This window comes from Actinoplanes sp. NPDC051859 (genome assembly GCF_044452725.1).
Lineage (GTDB): Bacteria > Actinomycetota > Actinomycetes > Mycobacteriales > Micromonosporaceae > Actinoplanes.
The window spans coordinates 512,514-530,373 of the sequence record NZ_JBITBX010000004.1; the positions used below are offsets into that span (position 1 = coordinate 512,514).

A 17,860-nucleotide genomic window follows, 5' to 3' on the forward strand; every position below is an offset into this window, starting at 1 on the left:
CCATGAGTTTGTTGACCATGCCGTCCGGCGCCTTGCGCGGCCGGATTCTCGGCCTGCCGGCCTGGCCGGCACTGATTCCCGACCTTCCCGCCACCGCCCGTACCCAGGTACCGGAGGCGATCCTCGGGCAGGCGCTGACCTGGCTGCTGGGCAACGTCGACTGGCTGGATCCGGACCAGTGGAACCAACACCTGCGCGCCCGGCCGTTTCCCGGCACGACAGTCCTGGAGCTGCTGGTCTTGTGCCGACGGCTCCCCGCCGGGCCGTTGGCGCACCGGCTCACCGAACGCTGTCTGGACGCCGCACAAGCCATCGTCGAGGACCCGGCCTTCGTCGCGGGCCTCTACGGCGCCGACCCGGCTTTCACCTACCGGGTGTGGCTGCTTGCGTTGCTGTCCGAATTCGGCAGGCCGGTCGATGACCTCAACGACGCCGCCCAGTGCCTCCTCGACACCGGCTGCGGTGACCTGACCAATCTGGGTCGGCAACCGTACGCCGCCCTTGAACTACGGTACGCACTGGACCTGGGCGGATTCACCAGCAACCTGCCGGACCTGGAACAGCTGTACTCGCGCACCATGCTCGCCCACCGCGCCGACCCGCTGTACCTGAGTGACAACGAAGCGTACGCGATCACGCACATCTTGTTCTATCTCAGTGATTTCGGCCGCCGGGCACCGTTCGTCGGCGATCCCGCCGGCCTCGCCCGACTCCGCGGACTGATCGGCACCCTGCTTGGCAGCTACCTCGCCCGCAACGACCTGGATCTGAGCGCCGAACTGATGCTCTGCGCCCAACTGGTCGGCATGGGCGAACACGAACTGGTCCGCCACGGCTGGCGCCGCCTGGCCGACACCCAGCGCGAGGACGGGCACATTCCCGGCCCGCTCTACCGTCAGGCGGCCCGGGACCGGCTCGACGGCGTCAAGGCCGGCGCCTACACGTTCGGCACCTCGTATCACACCACGGTCGTCACGGCCCTCGCGGCGGCGGAACGGGAGCGGAGACATGGCAGCGAACCTCACTGAGCGCGCCGGCACGGCACTGACCCGCGCGCACGGGTTCCTGCAGCGCCTGCCACCCGGCGCGATTTCCGCGCAAGGGAGGCTGGCAGTCATCACCCAGCGCGCCGGCCTCACGCTCTGCGAGATCGCCCGCCCCGAGCTGCGCACCGCAAACTCCGTCGGCGTTCTCCCGTCCCCGATGCCGTTCGCCGGGCCCGACGAGCCCTTGCAGCGACTGGTCACTGGTCGACGTCAGCCGCTTCCCGACAGCGTTCCCCCATCGACCCCGGACGACGCGCCGCCCTGGGCCCTGGGACTCCTGCGCGCCGACCCGCAAACCCTCACGGATCTCGCCGAACAAGCCGCCCTGGACTCCCTCTGGGGCGCTACCACCACAGCCATGCCGAGCCGCGTCCGCGCCGGCTGGTCCACCGCCCTACCGGTCGCAATCGCCCTCGCCGTACAGGCACGCGACCTGGCAGTCCTCCCCACACTGATCCGCGCCGCTGGCTACCTGGCGCTGCACGAACATCCCCTCACCACCGGCGCCGCCGCCTTCCTGATTTCCCAGCAGCAACCGGACGGCGGCCTCGGTGCCCTACCCACCAGCGCCGACCCACAGTTGGCGATCCACGCCCGGTTACCTCTGACCGTCAGCTTCGCCTGGACCCTCGCGGAACTCCTTGACCCAGGATTCACCACCCGCATCATGAGCGGAGAAGTCACCCACGGCACCTGACCATGTGGGTTCTCTCCGGCAGTCGGCAACATTTGGCGGTCGACTGACCGGCTTCAGCTGCCACCCGCTGCGCGGGGCGGTCACCCCCGTTGTCCCATGACCGCCCCGCACGCTGGGCTTTTTCCCCGTTACGCCACCCACGCTACGATCGCTGCCGATTGTTCGGTCCGGTGCACGAGCCGAACAAACAAGTCGGAACAACACCCGTACGGGTAGACCGACCGAGGGAGGGGCCGCCGTGCCACGCCGCGAGCGAGCGCTGGATCCGGCGGGAAGTCCGGTCGAGCAGTTCGCGGCTGGGCTGCGGGAGCTGCGGGAGAACGCAGGCCGACCCGGCTACCGGGACCTGGCCCGGCGGGCGCACTTTTCGGTCACCACCCTGTCCGTCGCGGCGGCCGGGCGTCAGCTACCCAGTCTCGCGGTGACCCTTGCCTACGTCGAAGCCTGCGGCGGCGACCGCGCCACGTGGGAACGACGGTGGAAGGCGACCGCCGCGCAGCTGGCCGGCGACGATCCGGACTCTGTCGTCGCCGAGCCGCCGTACCGGGGGCTCGCGGCGTACGGGCCGGACGACGCGGCCTGGTTCTTCGGGCGGGAGCGGCTGATCGACGAGGTGCTCGACAGTCTGTCGTCCCGGCGGGTGCTGGCGGTGTTCGGCGCTTCGGGCAGCGGCAAGTCGTCGCTGCTGCGTGCCGGCGTGCTGCCCCGGGTAGCTGAGGGTGCGCTGTCGGTGGGGCCGAGCTGGCTGACGGCGTTGATGACGCCCGGCGCTGATCCCCTCGCGGGGCTCCTCGAGGCGGTGTCCCCGGTGTTGGGCGACGTGCAGGCTGACCTGCTGACCGACCCGACCGCACTGGACCTCGCCGTGCGGACGGCGCTGGCCGACGAACCGGATGACGTCGAACTGCTGCTGGTGGTGGACCAGTTCGAAGAGGTCTTCACGCTCTGCACCGACGAGGCCCCGCGCGATGCCTTCCTCGCTGCGCTGCTGGGAGCTGCGCGCTCGACGGACAGCCGGTTCAGAGTCGTGCTGGGCATCCGCGCCGATTTCTACGCACGCTGCGCCCAGTACCCGGAGCTGGTTTCGGGTTTGCGCGATTCGCAGGTGATGGTCGGGCCGATGAGCCCGGTCGAGTTGCGCGACGCGCTGGTCCGCCCGGCCGAGCGGGCCGGCCTGCGGGTCGAAGGAACACTGGTGTCCACCGTGGTGGCACAGCTTGCTCACCGACCGGGCGCGTTGCCGCTGGCCTCGCACGCGATGGTCCAGGCCTGGCAGCGCCGCCGCGGCACCACGCTGACGCTGGCCGGCTATGAGGCGGCCGGCGGCGTAAATGGCGCCCTTGCGCAGAGTGCCGAAGCGGTCTACACCGCGCTCAGTCCGAGCCGGCAGCAGGCCACGCGGCGGATCTTGCTGCGGCTGGTGGACAGCGGTGACGACGCCGGCATCACCCGGCGCCGGGTGGCCCGCGCCGAGTTCGACCCGGACGATCCGGACGTGGCGGCGGTGCTCGACCGGCTGACCGCCGCCCGGCTGCTCACCGTCACCCGGGACACTGTCGAAATCACCCACGAGGCGCTGGTGCAGGGCTGGCCGCGGCTGCGCGGCTGGATCGACGACGACCACGAAGGTCTGCGGCTGCATCGGCTGCTCACCCACGCCGCCGCGGACTGGGAGTCGTTGGGCCGCGACGACAGCGCCCTGTACCGGGGCACCCGGCTCGCTCGCGCGCTGGAGTGGCGTACCGAAAATCCGGACGCCGTGACCGCCCGGGAGCGCGACTTTCTGGACCGCAGCCTGGCTGTGCGGGACGGCGCGCTGGCCGCCGGCCGCCGCCGGCGGCGCTTGTTGCTCGCCGGTCTGCTCACCGTCGTCGTCGTGGTCAGCCTTCTCGCCGTCGCCGCGTGGGTGCAGGCAACCAGCGCCACCCGCCAGCATGACCTGGCCCTGTCCCGGCAACTCGCCGCGCAGAGCCAGAACCTCAACTCCGACAAACCCATCACCGCCCGCAGGCTGGCCGTCGCGGCCTGGATGGTCGCCCCCACCGACGAAGCACTGTCCGCTTTGACCGCATTGCTCACCCAACAACGCGAATCGCTGATCGGGCACACCGAGGAAGTCTGGGGCGTCGCCTTCAGCCCGGACGGCAAGCTGCTCGCCACCGCCAGCTACGACCGGACGGTACGGCTGTGGAGCACCGACACCGGCCGTCCGGTCGGCGCACCCTTCACCGGGCACACCGACGCTATCCAGGCCGTGGCGTTCAGCCCCGACGGCAAGCTGCTCGCCACCGCCAGCAACGACGACACCATCCGGCTGTGGGACCCCCTCACCGGCCAGGCGGTCGGCAACCCTCTCGTCGGGCACACCGACGACGTCACGAGCGTGGCGTTCAGCCCCGACAGCACCACGCTCGCCACCACCAGCCGGGATCGCACCGTACGGCTGTGGGCCCCACGGACCGGCAAACAGCTCGGCAAGTCCCTCACCGGACACACCGCGGGGGTGTCCGATGTGGCGTTCAGCCCGGACGGCACCACGCTCGCCACGAGCGGTTCCGACGACACGATCCGGCTCTGGGACCCGCGGACGGGGCAGCAAACCGGCAAGCCGCTCACCGGGCACAACGATGAGGTGTGGGGTATCGCGTTCAGCCCGGACGGCAGGTTTCTCGCCAGCGGAAGCTCCGACAAGACGATCCGGCTGTGGCATCCGAAGACCGGCAAGCAGCTCGGCAAGCCGCTCTTCGGCCATGCGGCGGTGGTCGATGTGGCGTTCAGCCCCGACAGCACCACGCTCGCGGCCACCAGCCCCGACACCATGACCCGGCTGTGGGACCCCCGTACCGGCCAGCAGATCGGCCTCCCGCTCGCCGGGCACACCGAGGACGTCACCGCGGTCGCGTTCAGCCCGGACGGATCTCTGCTCGCCACCGGCAGCGACGACGCCACCGCACGGCTGTGGAATGCCCGCACCGGCTATCCGGTGCGGGGTCCGATCGTGGGGCATGCCGGCCCGGTGACCGACGTCGCCTTCAGCCCGGACGGGACGCTGTTGCTCACGGCCGGCGTCGACAAGACCGCCCGGCTGTGGGATCCCCGGACCGGGCAGGAGGTCGGGAAGCCGTTGACCGGGCACACCGATGACGTGTTGACCGTGGCCTACAGCTCCGACGGCAGACTGTTCGCCACCGGCAGCGACGACAACACCGTCCGGCTGTGGAACCCGCTCGCCGGAACAGCGGTCGGCGCACCGCTCACCGGGCATACAGCCGACTTGTACGGCCTGGCTTTCAGCCCGGACGGCACGCTCCTCGCCTCTGCCAGCGCCGACAAGACCATCCGGCTGTGGGACCCCCGCACCGGCGAACCGGTCGGACAACCGCTCAGCGGGCATGCCGACGAAGTCTTCGGTGTGGCGTTCAGCCCGGACGGCAACCTGCTCGCCAGCACCAGCGGCGACCGGACTGTCCGGCTCTGGAATCCCCGGACCGGGCAACCGGTCGGCGACCCACTGACCGGCCACACCGACCTCGTCATGGACGTGGCGTTCAGCCCCGACGGCACGCTGCTCGCCACGACTTCCTTCGACGGCACCGTACGGCTGTGGGATCCGCGCACCGGCGACCCGGTCGGCGAACCGCTCCGCGGGCACACCGAAGAAGTGTGGAACGTGGCGTTCAGCCCCGACGGCAACCTGCTCGCCAGCACCAGCGAGGACCGGACCGTGCGGTTGTGGAACCCGCACACCGGCGAGCAGGTCGGCAGTCCGCTGGTCGGCCACTCCGACCTCGTGACGGACGTGGCGTTCAGCCCGGACGGGACAGTGCTCGCCACCACCAGTTCCGACGACACGATCCGGCTGTGGGACACCAGCACGTACAGGAACCCGCTGCAGGAGCTCTGCTCCCGCTTCGGCCTGCCCACCCCCGCCGAGTGGTCCACCTACGCTCCCGGCGAGCGGCAACCGTCCGCCTGTCAGTAACCCTAGGCGCTGCGGCGGTTGTACGAGCGCTTCGCCCACAGGTACGACAGCAGGGCGATACCCGCACACCAGGCCAGCGCGACGACGGCGCTGGTGCCGATTCCGGAGCCGAGCAGCAGTCCGCGCAGCGTCTCGATGATCGGGGTGAACGGCTGGTGCTCAGCAAACGCACGCAGCCCGGCCGGCATCGTGTCGGTGGGCACGAATCCGCTGCCCAGGAACGGCAGCAGGCTCAGGAACATGGGAGTGTTGCTGGCCGTCTCGACGCTGTCGGCGACCATGCCGAGCGCCACCGCGAACCAGGTCAGCGCGAATGCGGTGGCGAGCAGGACGCCGGACACGGCGAGCCATTCCACGGCGGTGGCGGTCGGTCGGAACCCGATGAGCACCGCGACACCGAGCACGGCGGCCAATGCCAGGAAGTTCTGCACCAGGCTGCCGAGGACGTGTCCGGTCAGCAGCGAGCCTCGGGCGATCGCCATGCTGCGGAACCGATCGACGATGCCTTCGGTCATGTCGGTAGCCACCGAGATGGCCGGTCCAGCGGCGGCGCCGGCCACGGTGAAGAGCAGGATTCCCGGGGTCAGATAGTTCACGTACGCCGCGCGGCCGCCGCCGATCCCCGCGCCGAGCGTGCCACCCAGCACGTACGTGAAGAGCAGCAGGAAGATCACCGGCAGGCCGATGAGCATCCCGGTCAGGGACGGATAGCGGCGCAGATGCAGCAGTTGCCGCCGCAGCATGGTTCGGGAGTCAACGAGCGCGTGCGCCAGGGTGGTCATCGGGGCTCCTTGGTGAAGGCGAAGAACACGTCGTCCAGGTCCGGGGTGTGGATGGTCAGGTGCTCCGGTTCGGCTCGCACCTCGTCGAGCGTGGCGAGCACCGCCCGCAACGAGCCGAGGTCGCCGCCGCTGGGCACCTGCAGGGTCAGCGCCTCGTCGTCGCGTTGTGCGGAGTGCAGCGCTTCGGCCGCCGCGTCGAGCGCCAGCGAGTCGCTGAACCGCAGCAGCAGGTGGCCGCCGGGGATGCGCCGTTTGAGCTCATCGGGTGTGCCTTCGACGACGATCCGGCCGTGGTCGAGCACGGCGATCCGGTCGGCGAGCTGGTCGGCCTCTTCCAGATATTGCGTGGTCAGGAAGACGGTCACGCCCTCGGCGACGAGTTCGCGGACGATCCGCCACATCTCGTGCCGGCTGCGCGGGTCGAGGCCGGTGGTCGGCTCGTCCAGGAAGATCAGCCGGGGTTCACCGACCAGGGTCATAGCCAGATCCAGCCGGCGCTGCTGCCCGCCGGACAGCGCCGACACCGGCTTGGTGGCCGATTCGGTGAGGTCGAAACGGTCGATCAGCCGGGTCACCCGCCGGCTGCCTTCGGCCCGGCCGAGCCGGTGCAGGTCGGCCATCAACCGCAAATTTTCCCGTACGGTCAGCAGCCGGTCGACCGCCGCGAACTGTCCAGTGAGGCCGATCGTGGCCCGCACCCGCTCGGGTTCCCGGGCCAGGTCGTAACCGGCGACGCGGACCGATCCGGCGCCGGCCGGCAGCAGAGTGGCGAGGATCCGCACCATCGTCGTCTTGCCGGCGCCATTCGGGCCGAGCAGGGCGAACACGGTGCCTTCGGTAACGGACAGGTCGATGCCGTCGAGCACGACCTTGTCGCCGTAGCTTTTCCGTAGACCCGTCGTCGTGATCATGGTTTTCATCGATGTCTCCCTGGCGTTTCTTGCGCAGGCGTCAGCGCCGGCCGGGGCGGGTGCTCACCGGCCGGGGCTGACGGGTGGGGTCAGGAGCGGCGGATCAGAATGTCGCCGAAGCCGGTACGGGCCCGCACCTCGGCCTGTTCGTCGGTCTCGGCCGGTCCGGCCGCGGCGGTCATCTCGTTGAGCACCTTGCCGTAGTGGGTGTGCACGTCGAGCCGGGCCGCGGTGCCCTGCCGGATGCCGATCTCGATGCGTCCGGCCGCACTGCGCAGCGTCGTCGAACCGCGGACCAGCTCGCGGACCCGGATGTCACCGTTGGCGGTGTTCGCGGTCAGCGAGTCACCGGCGTGGTCGGCGGAGATGTCCCCGTTGGCCGAGCTGACCTTCAGCTCGCTGCCGGCGTGCCCGACCCACACCTCCCCGTTGCCGCTCTTCAGGACGGCCGGGCCGGCGACCGACCCGATTCGGAGCCGCCCCGATCCGGTGGTCAGTGTGGCGTCACCGGTGACGGTTTCGGCGGCGGCCAGCCCTAGCCCGGTCCGCAGGGACAGGCTCGTTGCCTGCTCGACCTGCAGGTCCCCGGCGCCAGTGCGCAACCGGCAGGCCCCCAGCGCTCCGGTGCACCGGATCCCGCCGGCGCCGAGCTTGGCTTCCAGGTCCGACCCGGCGGGCAGCTCGATCACGACCTCCACCACACCGACCTTGCCGAACATGCCGAGCCCGGGCTGCCGTGGTCCGCGTACGGTCAGAACGCCGGAAACGAGATCCGCCCGGGTCTGCTCTGCGGCTCGGACGTCCCGCTCGCTGGCGTCGTCGCCCGGCCGGATGTGCACGACGGTGTCGGTCCGCTCGCTGGCGACCACCCGCAGGTCGCCGGCGGTGAGGTCGGCGGTGACGGCGATCGGTCCGGGGGTGTCGAAGGTGGGCATGGCGCTGCTCCGTTCTCGTCGGGTGATCATCGGACCCAGCCGCTGAACCGCTGGCCGCCAGTGGTGGCGGAACCGGTTGCGGGCTGCGGGGTGGTGCCATCGGCTGCGGCGGCCGCAGCTCGGATCAGCCAGGTGTTGATCGAGACGCCGGCCTGGGCGGCGGCCTGCTCGACCCGACCTTTGAGGTGTTCGGGCAGGCGCAGGCTGATCCGTACGGTGGCTTCGTCTTCGCCGGGCGCCGCGGCCGGCGCCGGTGCGGCGACCGGTGGCGCGGGCGGCTGGTCGAGCCACGGGTCGGCTGGCGGCAGCGTTACGACGAAGCTGGGCTCCCGGTCGCGGAGCCGCAGGTCGACGGACCCGGGTGCGAGGTCGCGGGTGATCTCGGCGGCGGCTGCGGAGAGCGCGTCCAGCAGTGCAAGCCGCACCGCCGACTCGAGCGGCGCGGTGAGGCGCTCGGCCAGTTCCCGAGCGTCTTCCCCACCGGCTGCGGCGGCAACGGCCAACTCGTGCCGCAGAGCGTCAACGTACGGTCGAAGTTCCATGGCACCACTATGACACCACCGTGATGCCATCCGCAACCCTTTGGCATCACGGTGGTGTCAAGGCACAGTGTCGCGGCGAGCCGCACCGCGATGGCATCGACTACCATCTTTCGGATGATCATGGCGAAACGGCGCGGTGGATGGCGGAATTCCTACGAGATCAGCACCGAGGGACGAACCATCGCCGTCTGGGACAACGCGCGCTGGAAGAGCGGTGGAGACTTCGTCCTCGACGGCCAGCGCTACCAGGTGCGGAGCAACGGCTGGGGCACTCAATTCACCATGACCGACGCCACGGGCGCGGAACTCGCCACCGCGAATCGGGTCGGGCGCAAACAGTGGACCGTCGAAGCGGACCGACAGAAATACCAGTTCCAGCGCCGTTCACTGTGGAGCAGCGAGCAGGAGCTGCACGTCGCCGGCCACCGGGTGGGATCGATCAGGCAGGCGGGCTTCTGGCGCACTGACGTCGAGGTCGACCTGCCGACCGTGCCGCTGCCCACGCAGATCTTCGTCCTGGGTGTGGTCATCGCCATGTGGCAGGTCCAGGCCGCATCCTCCTGACACGGCGAGGGGCCGTCACCTGAGGTGACGGCCCCTGCACGAACTGCTACGTCACTTGCCGGCGCTCACCGCCACCCGCAGCCGGTACGCGCACACCACGATGGCCAGCGTGACCACTGCGCCAAGGCTGTAACGGACCCCCGCGTTCAGGCTGTCGCTGGTGATGAGGACGACCAGGAGGCCAGCCAGCACCGCGGTGAGGGCACCGATCGTGGTGGTCTTGCGGGCGGTCTCGGCGTTGTTAGCCATGATTGTTCTCCTTCTGGTTGGGGATAATCACCGTTGGTCGTCAGTCCGCCAGCTGCACTGCTTGGCGGAGGGAAAGCTTGCCGCCCGTCTGCATCAGGGCGCGGCGGTAGATTCGCTCGCTGATCGCGATGATGAGGGCTCCGGCGAGCACCGAGACGCCGAGCGCGGCTACGGGCTCCCACCAGGCCGTTTCACCAGCGATGATGCGGCCGGGCATGGTGATGGTCGAGGCGAGCGGGAGGAACGAGAGGATCTCGCGGACCGGACCGGACACCGAGATGCCGGCGATGAAGACCAGCGCGACCACCAAGCTCACCGGAGTGGTGCTGGACTGGATGTCCTCGACCCGGCTGGAGATCGCACCCGCCACGGCATACACGCAGGCGAGCACTGCGATGCCGACTGCGTAGAACGCGATGAACCAGCCGAGGGCGGGGGCGATCTGACGCAGGGCCGCCGACTCGCCCGTCGCCAGCAGAGCCGCCACGCCACCCGCCGCGAGCACGACGATCTGGCCGAGCGCCATGACGGTGTTACCCACGATCTTGCCGATCAGCAGATCGCGGAGCCGGATGGAACTGGCGATGATCTCGACGACGCGATTCTGCTTCTCCTCCACGATGGACGTGGCGAGTGCCACGCCCAGCAGAACCGCGGCGAGATAGAACAGGAAGCCGAAAATGTAGGTGGCCGCCATGACGACCTCCCGCGGAGTGTCGCTCGGTGCCAGCAGGGTGTAACCGACGTCAGCGCCCGCACTGAGCTGGGCTGTCGTCGTACCGGCGGCGGTGGCGTTGCGGTCCAGCGCAGACCGGGCGGCGGCCGCGCCGATCCAGGTGGCCGCCACCGAGTTGCGGTCGGTCTTACCGACCAGCGTCCACCCATCAGGTCCCGGCAGCAGGCCGACCTCGATCTCGCCGGACGACACGGCTGCTTTCACCGCATCGGCGGAGCTGAGCGACCGAGGTGTGAACGTCACTTCCTCGCCGGCCGCCTCGGCTGCCGCGGCGGCCTGCCGCAGCAGGTCCGGAGCCTGGGACCCGGTAACGGCGACCTCGATCTTGCCGGCCACCGAACCGAGGTAGACCTGTAGGCCGAGCGCACCGAAGATGAGCAGCAGGGTGGCCGCGGTGGAGATGAGGAAGCCCCGGTTGCGCAGCTTCACCGCCATCTCCCGCAGCGCGACCACCAGCCACACGCTCTCCGGCTTCACCGCAGCGGCGGCCGGTGCCGCAGTCGCGGTGGCCGGTTCCCTGATCAATGTGTCTGTCATGCCGCCAACTCCCGGAACACGTCACCCACGCTGGGCACCACTTCGGCGAACTCGCGGACCGTTCCGCGCCGGAGGGCCTCGGTCAGCAGCCCGTCCGCTGCCTCGGAATTCGCTATCTCCACCAGTACGGTGTCGTCGTTCTCCGTCACGACCGTGACGCCGGCGACGTCGCGCACCCACCGGGTGCCCGCCGCAGTCCGCAGCCGGTGCCGAACCCGGCCCTGACGGCGGAGCCGGTCCGGGCTGCCGTCACCGACGACCCGGCCGCCACTGAGCACGACGAGGTGGTCGCAGAGCCGTTCGACCAGGTCGAGCTGGTGCGAGGAGAACAGAACCGGCACGCCACGGCCGGTGATCTCGCGGAGCACCTCGGCCATGCTGTCGACCGCGATCGGGTCCAGGCCCGAGAACGGCTCGTCGAGCACGAGCAGGCCCGGCTCGCCCATCAGCGCCGCGACGATCTGCACGCGCTGCTGATTGCCCAGCGACAGCGATTCCAGCTTGGCGTCCCGCTTCTCGGCGAGGCTGAACCGGTCGAGCAGGTCCTCGACGGCGCGGCGGGCCCCGGCGGCGCCGAGTCCGCGCAGCCGCCCGAGATAGACCAGTTGGCTCAGCACCGACTGCTTCGGATAGAGGCCGCGTTCCTCCGGCATGTAGCCGAACGCGCGCCGGTCCTCCCGGGTCGGCGGGCGGCCGTTCCAGCGGATCTCCCCGGCGCTGAGCGCCAGGACGCCCATGATCATGCGCATGGTCGTGGTCTTGCCGGCACCGTTGCCGCCGACGAAGCCGGTGACCAGCCCGGGGCGGACCCGGAACGACACCTCGTCGACCACCGTACGGTCACCGAACCGGCGCACGACGTTGTCCAGTTCCAGCACGTTTCCTCCAACCTCTCTCATGGCAACGGGTGGGGCCGGTCGGCAGAGCAGCCCGGGTAGCGCGCTTCGCAGCCGGTGCGGTCCGCGGCGGTGGCGATCCGGGGCCGGTTCCAGCTCCAGTGGTGCGTCTCGTCCATCCGCAGGTGCTGGTAGCCGACCGGCAAGATCTTGGTGGCGTGCCAGCCCATCCGGCGCAGCGCCGTGGGCAGCCGCGCGGTGAGGTCGACCTCCACCGGGTCGCCGCCGTCGGCCAGGATCGCCTCGATGACCGCCTCGTCGGTGACCGGCTGCGGCACGGTGTCGGCCACCGCGGGGGTGAAGCCGGCTACCCAGTCGCGGATGCACTCGTATCCGTCGGCGGTGAGCATGAAGCCGATCCGGTCCTGCTCGGTGACGAGTGGCCCGTCCGGCGGCCCGGCGAATCCGGCCGTCCGCGAGGCCTGCAACGCCGCACGCACCTGCCAGGCTTCCTGGAACGCGCCGAGCAGCGCGGCCCACGGCCGGTCCGACGCTTTCAGGCCCACCGTGGCTAGCGCACCCGGCCCGGGCCGGTCGACGAGTGACCCCACTGTGGACCAGAGCCCGGGCACCGCGGTCGGAATCCGCGACAGACCGGGCGTGATCCCCTGGGTCAGCGCGCGCTGCCACAGACCAGCCAACGCTGTGCGGTCCCGGACGTCTTCCGGGCCGGTCACGGCGAGGGCGTCCAGATCCCCGTACGCCGGCAACCGGAGCCCCCGCTCCCACGCGCAGATGACGGCATCCCGCTCGACGATCTCCAGCAGCGCGGCCCGGCGGGCCATCCCCGGGCTGCTGCCCGCGGCGGCTCCGGACGGCCCCGGATCGAACAGGTGGCTCTCGGCGTCCGTCGCGGGCCAGTCCACCAGCGGCAGCGGCACGAGCAGTTCCGCGCCGTCGCGCAACCGGCGTCCCGGCACCCAGGTCAGCTCGGCGGTCGCCGACTCGGGGGCACCCAGCGCAAGATCATGTGCCGCCAGGGTGGGTGCCGCCAGGTCGGTGGCCTTTCCGCGTACGGTCCGCAGCCCCGGCTGGGGGTGCAGGGCGAAGCGTTCGACCGCCTCACCCGCGCCCCGCACCAGCGCGTCCGCCCGGGAGTTCCCGCTGGCACCGACCATGCGGGCGGACAGCGGAATCTCCTCCTCGGGCAGGCCACCGGCGGCGGTGAGTTCCACCCCGACACTCCACAGCGGGCTGTCGGGCTGCGGCGGGAGCAGGGACATCCGGTTCGCCACCCCCGTGCCGGGGGCGAGCGTCCTGGGTACGTCGATCACCATTGCGCGAGCACCGCCCGGGGCTCGTAGGCCACGAAAGGCAGCAGGTTTCCCGTGCCCTCGGCGGCAGCGTCCAAGGCCAGCAGCACCCCTGCGGAGCCGGTGGCAAGGTCGGTGGAGAGCCGGTAGCCGTGGGTGCCGATGAAATGCACCTGACCGGGTTCCGGCGCGACCGCCTCCCAGCTCAGCGCGTCGACGTGGGCAGCGAGCCGGTCCGCGGCCGGCGCCTGGTCGATCATGGCGAGCACCGCTCCGGCCCGACCGGTGAAGAGTCCGCCCGGCATGAGGAACTGGGAGCGCACCCGGCCCAGCAGGACGTCGTGCAGGCGGCGCAGTTCCGCATCCGGCCGCTCCCGCAGGATGGCCGCCGTCACCATCGCCATGCCCGCGGTTCCGGCCAGGCCCGGCCCCAACCGGCGGTCGGCCTGCAAGCTGTCGAGTCCGGCGAGCCGCGCGTCGGACCGCAGTTCCTCGATCGCCCGTTCCAGGTGCGCCCGGTCGCCGGTGTGGTCGTGCAGGCGCAGCAGGAACATCGCCACGCCCGTACGCCCGGAGAACAGACCCACCCGCGGCTTACCGTCCGTGGCCTCGGGATCCCGTTCGCCCAGCCGCCTGCCCATCTCCTCGGCAACCGCCAGGTACGCCGGATCGGCACGAACCTCGGCCAGGTGCAGGGCGGCGAGGCCGAGCCCGGCCCACCCGTCCGCGACCGAGCCGTCCACTTGATCGACCGGCATCGCGATGGCCCGGTCCATGATCGTGGTGGCCTCGGCGTGCCGGCCCAGCTCCTCCAGCGCGTACGCGACCCCGGCCAGGCCGTTGAAGAATCCGGGGCCGACATCCTTGAGCCGCATGGCGTGGTCGACGAGCCACTGCACGTGCGATTCCGGCACCTCGTACCCGCCGCGGGCGAGTACCCACAGCACCCCGGCCGCGCCGTGTGCGAAGGTTGTGCCGCCGCCCGGGACCAGAAACTGCGTTGCGTCGCCGGGGTAGAGCCGATCGTCGCGTTCGGGCGTGGCCACGTCGAGGATGCTGGTCGCGATGCGCTGCCGGATGTCGCTGCCCGCCAGATCGGACGGCCAGGTCAGGGAGTGGTCGGCGGCCGTGCCCAGCGCGTCGGCGCTGAGGCTGCGTTCCAGCTCGGCGACGACGTCGGCGGGCAGGTCGAACTCGCGGGCGGCCAGCTCGATCAGCTGCCGGATCTTGCCGACCCCCCACTGCACGATCTGCGGGAGCGGGGTGAACAGGCTGAGCCGCAGCACCGCTAGGGCGTACAGGTCGGTGTCGGCGCCCTTGAGATGCCCGGGGGCGTGGAAGCCGAGGGCGCCCATGCTCTGCGGGCGGCCGTCCGCCACCGGCGTGGACGTCTCCATGTCGATGAACCGGATCGACCCGTCCGCGGTCACCAGGATGTTGCCGGGGTGCAGGTCACCGAAAACTACGCCACGCTCGTGCATGGCCCGGACGGCGGTCGCGACCTGGTCGATGATGCCCAGCGCCCAGTCCCGGTACGCGGCCCGCTGCGCCGGCTCCTCCTCGCCGAGCACGAACGGGTGCCGGGCCTGCAACATGTCGATCAGCGGCTCGCCGTCCACGAACTCCCGGACCAGGTAGCGGTGCTCGTGACCGCTGCGGTAGTCGAGCAGCGCCGGGACGAACGGCAGGCCGGTGAGCTGTTCTAGGGCCCAGTGCTCGCGCTCCATCCGGATGACCGCGTCGTCGCCGGAGGCGTCCAGCCCAGCCAGCGGGCGGGCCTCCTTGACCAGCACCTCCCGCCCGGTGCGGGTGTCCCGCGCCCGGTAGACGCCGCCGCCGTTGGAGAAGTGCAGCGCCTGGTAGACCTTGTACGGGAAGTTGCTCAACTTGCCCTGCTGGCGCTGCTCCATCGCCGAGGCGAGGAACGGCGGCAGCGGCGCCCACTTCGGCGGGCGGAAGCTGGGCCGCCGCACGTCCGGAACGAGCTGCCCGTCCGGGTCGCGCATCGCCGGGACCATCCGGCCGTTGTCGGCGCGGACCAGCTGCAGGACGAAACCGCCGTAACGGACGAACAGCGGGCCGTTGCGCCAGCGCAGGTCGCTGAGCACGTTGGGTGCCGGCGCGCCGCCGATCAGCTCCTCCAGCTCGTTCAGCGCCTGCTCGAGGACGGTGACGTCCGGCGGGTAGATGGTGATGAACTTGCCGCTGGCCGTGCGGTCACCGTACTTGCTGCCGCGGCGGCCGAGGATCTCCCGGTTGTTGATGTACTTGAAGAGCAGCCCCCGCTCCACGCAGTACGGCGCCACGATGTCGAGCAGCTCGGCCGCGTTGCCCAGGGTGGCGGCGACGTGGATCTTCCAGCCTTGTTCGGGGATGTCGAGGACGGGTGGCGTGCAGACCGTCCACTCGCGACCGCGGTCGACGGTCCAGCCGGGTCCGGGGGACTGTCCGGCGCGAAAGTCCTTCTCCGCGCCGGTGCTGTCCGGGGCGTCGTAGAAGAGCGAACCTTCCCGGATGAAGTCGAGGAATCTGAAGTCGAGCACGTGACGTCTCCTGTCCGTGATCACTCGGGACAGCAGGGCTGCCGGTGGATGGTGGGCTTACATGAAGGGGCGCACGTAGGAGCGGTAGGCCAGCTCCCAGAGGGGCAGTTCACCGGCGTGAACCCGGGCTGCCGCAGTCGGCCGGTCCGGCGCGTCCGTGACGTCCAGGGCGTATCCGGTGACCGGAAGCTGCACCGCGGGGTCGATCCGGATCGGGAAGAAGGAGGAGAGCGGCGCGGATCCGGCCGCACCGGCGTCGTCGGCGACCGTGGCCTGCCCGAGCTCCGAGCGCAGGACCGCGCCGTTGCTGAGCAGGTCGACCCGCTGTCCGGGGGCGAGCATCGCGACGTCCGCGCTGTCCGGCAGCACGAGCCGGACCTGACCGCCCTCGGTCACGTACGCTCCCTCGACCGAGTACGGCACCGGGGCGAACATCGCCGCCCCGGCAGCGAGCAGGAGTGCGCTGGTCACGCCGACCACCCGGCCACGCCGCACCCCGGCGGCGCGCATCTCGGCGGCCATCCGCCGGATTCCGCGGCCAAGCAGGTAGCCGGCGTAGCAGAGGCCCAGCAGGACGATGCTGAGCCCGACGACCCCGGCCCGCTGGAGCAGATCCACCCAGAGCGCACCGGCCGTGGCCAGGAGGTATGCCGGGAAAGCGAGGCAAGCGAGGCCGTACCAGACGGTCCACCGGGTGGTGAGTTCCCGCGGGTAGGTGCCGCCGAACAGGCCCCGGGCGAGTGCCCGCCGGGCGTCGGCGATGGCCCGGCCGCGCAAGAACGGGACGTCCACCAGGCTCATCAGGGCGATGTAGCCGTCGAGTTTCACCAGCGGCAGCAGGTTCAGCACGCTGGTCACGTAGCTGCCGACGGCGAAGAACACCATGCCGACTTTGAGGTCCGACGGCTCGACGGTCAGGGCGGTCAGGGCGGCGAGACTGCCGAGGAACGCCTGCACCGCGGGCCCGGCCAGGGCGACCCGGACGCGTTGTCCCCGGTCGGGAAGGCGCCAGGCGTCGGACACGTCGCAGAAGAACGCGGGCAGGAAGTAGAAGAGCATGATGCCGATGCGCGACGGTTTTCCGCCGTAGCGGATCAGCATGGCCGCATGCCCCAGCTCGTGGATCGAGGTCGCGACGAGCAGGGCGGCGAGCATCCCGGCGTACGTGGTGAAGGGCAGTGGCTCGCCGAGCGCGCGGCGAACGTCTCCCGCCTGCACCGCGAGGGCCGCGAGGCCCGCCACGCCGACCAGCAGTGCCAGATAGCCGACGATGCTGCTCGCGAGTACGGCGAAAGCCGGCCGCAGGCGCTGCATCGTGCGGCCGGGCCGCAGCAGCGTCAGCTGGATGGTGAACGGGGGGACGATCTGGAGCAGGCGCGGGCGGCCCGGCGCGGTCATCGTCCCGTCGTCGATGAGGCCGAGACCGTCGAGCTGCGCCACGACCCGGCTGACCACCGCGGGCGACCAGCCCATGCGCTCGGCCAGTTCAGTGTTGTCGTGCGCGCCGTCGAGCTGCTCGGCGAGACGGGCGACGTGCTCGCCAACCCGCACGTATTTGGGCCCGCGCTGCAACATCCACTGGTTGGTCGCGGCGCTGGCGGGCGGATGGATCTCGGTGCCCGGCGCTCGACGAGGTCGTGTCAGATGCGTCGCGGGCGTGGCGTCGATGACACTCACGTCGAACTCCTGGTCAACGGTGGAGGCGGAGGAGCGGGGGGGAAACCGTTCCCCTGCCTCGGCCCAGCTCATTGCATGCCGGAAGCGGGCCGAGGCAGGGCCTACGGGTCAATGCCGCAGACGGGGCGTGGCGTACACGCCGCGGAACACGGGTGCCGATGCCACCGGTCAGGTGATGGCGACGGACGTGGCTACCGCCGAGCTGATCGTGGCGCCGATGCTGACACCGGTCCAGAAGCCCGGGGCCTCCAGCGCCTCCAGCTCCTGCATCTCCAGCTCCAGCTCCGCCTCGTCCTTGCCGGACTCAATGGCGTTCAGGTTCTCGTTCATTGGTCTTCCTCCTCTCCAGATCTCGTTGCGGTCGGGGCGTTCCGCCTTGCCACCGGTCAGGTGATGGCGACGGACGTGGCCACGGCCGAGCTGATCGTGGCGCCGATGCTGACACCGGTCCAGAAGCCCGGGGCCTCCAGCGCCTCCAGCTCCTGCATCTCCAGCTCCAGCTCCGCCTCG

16 protein-coding genes are annotated in these 17,860 nt (G+C 70.8%); 4 read left to right on the forward strand and 12 right to left on the reverse strand.

From position 1 onward, the window contains the following. The first annotated feature begins 2 nt into the window (after positions 1–2). The 3 genes from ACIA1L_RS13315 to ACIA1L_RS13325 all read left to right on the forward strand — a co-directional run bounded on the left by ACIA1L_RS13315 (position 3) and on the right by ACIA1L_RS13325 (position 5,725). Complete coding sequence (locus tag ACIA1L_RS13315; protein WP_396072908.1) at positions 3–1,028, forward strand: DUF6895 family protein; 1,026 nt, start codon at positions 3–5, stop codon at positions 1,026–1,028. Then, the gene (locus ACIA1L_RS13320) at positions 1,009–1,743 is read left to right on the forward strand and encodes a hypothetical protein (protein WP_396072909.1); all 735 of its coding nucleotides are present in this window, start codon (positions 1,009–1,011) and stop codon (positions 1,741–1,743) included. Before ACIA1L_RS13315 ends, ACIA1L_RS13320 begins: the two co-directional genes overlap by 20 nt. A gap of 238 nt (positions 1,744–1,981) precedes the next feature. Beyond that, positions 1,982–5,725 (forward strand): hypothetical protein, encoded by a 3,744-nt coding sequence (locus ACIA1L_RS13325; RefSeq protein WP_396072910.1) that lies wholly within the window; start codon positions 1,982–1,984, stop codon positions 5,723–5,725. Between the two features lie 2 nt (positions 5,726–5,727). On the opposite strand, the gene ACIA1L_RS13330 is transcribed toward ACIA1L_RS13325, so the two are convergent. The 4 genes from ACIA1L_RS13330 to ACIA1L_RS13345 form a co-directional block, all read right to left on the reverse strand. Next, positions 5,728–6,507 (reverse strand): ABC transporter permease, encoded by a 780-nt coding sequence (locus ACIA1L_RS13330; protein ID WP_396072911.1) that lies wholly within the window; start codon positions 6,505–6,507, stop codon positions 5,728–5,730. After that, positions 6,504–7,427 carry an ATP-binding cassette domain-containing protein gene (locus ACIA1L_RS13335; RefSeq protein WP_396072912.1) on the reverse strand — a complete coding sequence of 308 codons (924 nt, stop codon included), beginning with the start codon at positions 7,425–7,427 and terminating at the stop codon, positions 6,504–6,506. Before ACIA1L_RS13335 ends, ACIA1L_RS13330 begins: the two co-directional genes overlap by 4 nt. 80 nt (positions 7,428–7,507) lie before the next feature. Then, complete coding sequence (locus ACIA1L_RS13340) at positions 7,508–8,353, reverse strand: DUF4097 family beta strand repeat-containing protein (protein ID WP_396072913.1); 846 nt, start codon at positions 8,351–8,353, stop codon at positions 7,508–7,510. Between the two features lie 26 nt (positions 8,354–8,379). Next, a complete protein-coding gene (locus ACIA1L_RS13345; RefSeq protein WP_396072914.1) occupies positions 8,380–8,895 on the reverse strand; it encodes a hypothetical protein in 516 nt (171 codons plus the stop codon). Positions 8,896–9,009: 114 nt separating this feature from the next. Between ACIA1L_RS13345 and ACIA1L_RS13350 the strand changes: the two genes are divergently transcribed. After that, entirely contained in the window at positions 9,010–9,459 is a 450-nt protein-coding gene (locus ACIA1L_RS13350; protein ID WP_396072915.1) for a hypothetical protein, read from the forward strand. A gap of 51 nt (positions 9,460–9,510) precedes the next feature. Here the strand turns inward: ACIA1L_RS13350 and ACIA1L_RS13355 are convergent, their stop codons facing one another. From ACIA1L_RS13355 to ACIA1L_RS13390, 8 genes are all read right to left on the reverse strand, one after another. Next, positions 9,511–9,708, reverse strand: a complete 198-nt coding sequence (locus ACIA1L_RS13355) for a hypothetical protein (RefSeq protein ID WP_396072916.1) — start codon at positions 9,706–9,708, stop codon at positions 9,511–9,513. Between the two features lie 40 nt (positions 9,709–9,748). Beyond that, complete coding sequence (locus ACIA1L_RS13360) at positions 9,749–10,981, reverse strand: ABC transporter permease (protein ID WP_396072917.1); 1,233 nt, start codon at positions 10,979–10,981, stop codon at positions 9,749–9,751. Continuing rightward, a complete protein-coding gene (locus ACIA1L_RS13365; RefSeq protein ID WP_396072918.1) occupies positions 10,978–11,859 on the reverse strand; it encodes an ABC transporter ATP-binding protein in 882 nt (293 codons plus the stop codon). Before ACIA1L_RS13365 ends, ACIA1L_RS13360 begins: the two co-directional genes overlap by 4 nt. Positions 11,860–11,876: 17 nt before the next feature. After that, on the reverse strand, positions 11,877–13,154 hold the full coding sequence (locus ACIA1L_RS13370; protein WP_396072919.1) for a YcaO-like family protein: 1,278 nt from the start codon (positions 13,152–13,154) through the stop codon (positions 11,877–11,879). Beyond that, positions 13,148–15,673 (reverse strand): class III lanthionine synthetase LanKC, encoded by a 2,526-nt coding sequence (gene lanKC, locus ACIA1L_RS13375; RefSeq protein WP_396072920.1) that lies wholly within the window; start codon positions 15,671–15,673, stop codon positions 13,148–13,150. Before lanKC ends, ACIA1L_RS13370 begins: the two co-directional genes overlap by 7 nt. 57 nt (positions 15,674–15,730) lie before the next feature. After that, positions 15,731–17,350, reverse strand: a complete 1,620-nt coding sequence (gene mpaP, locus ACIA1L_RS13380) for a daptide biosynthesis intramembrane metalloprotease (protein WP_396072921.1) — start codon at positions 17,348–17,350, stop codon at positions 15,731–15,733. Positions 17,351–17,518: 168 nt separating this feature from the next. Beyond that, the gene (locus ACIA1L_RS13385) at positions 17,519–17,680 is read right to left on the reverse strand and encodes a daptide-type RiPP (protein WP_396072922.1); all 162 of its coding nucleotides are present in this window, start codon (positions 17,678–17,680) and stop codon (positions 17,519–17,521) included. A gap of 56 nt (positions 17,681–17,736) precedes the next feature. Continuing rightward, the gene (locus tag ACIA1L_RS13390) at positions 17,737–17,838 is read right to left on the reverse strand and encodes a daptide-type RiPP (RefSeq protein ID WP_396073062.1); all 102 of its coding nucleotides are present in this window, start codon (positions 17,836–17,838) and stop codon (positions 17,737–17,739) included. Positions 17,839–17,860: the final 22 nt, after the last annotated feature.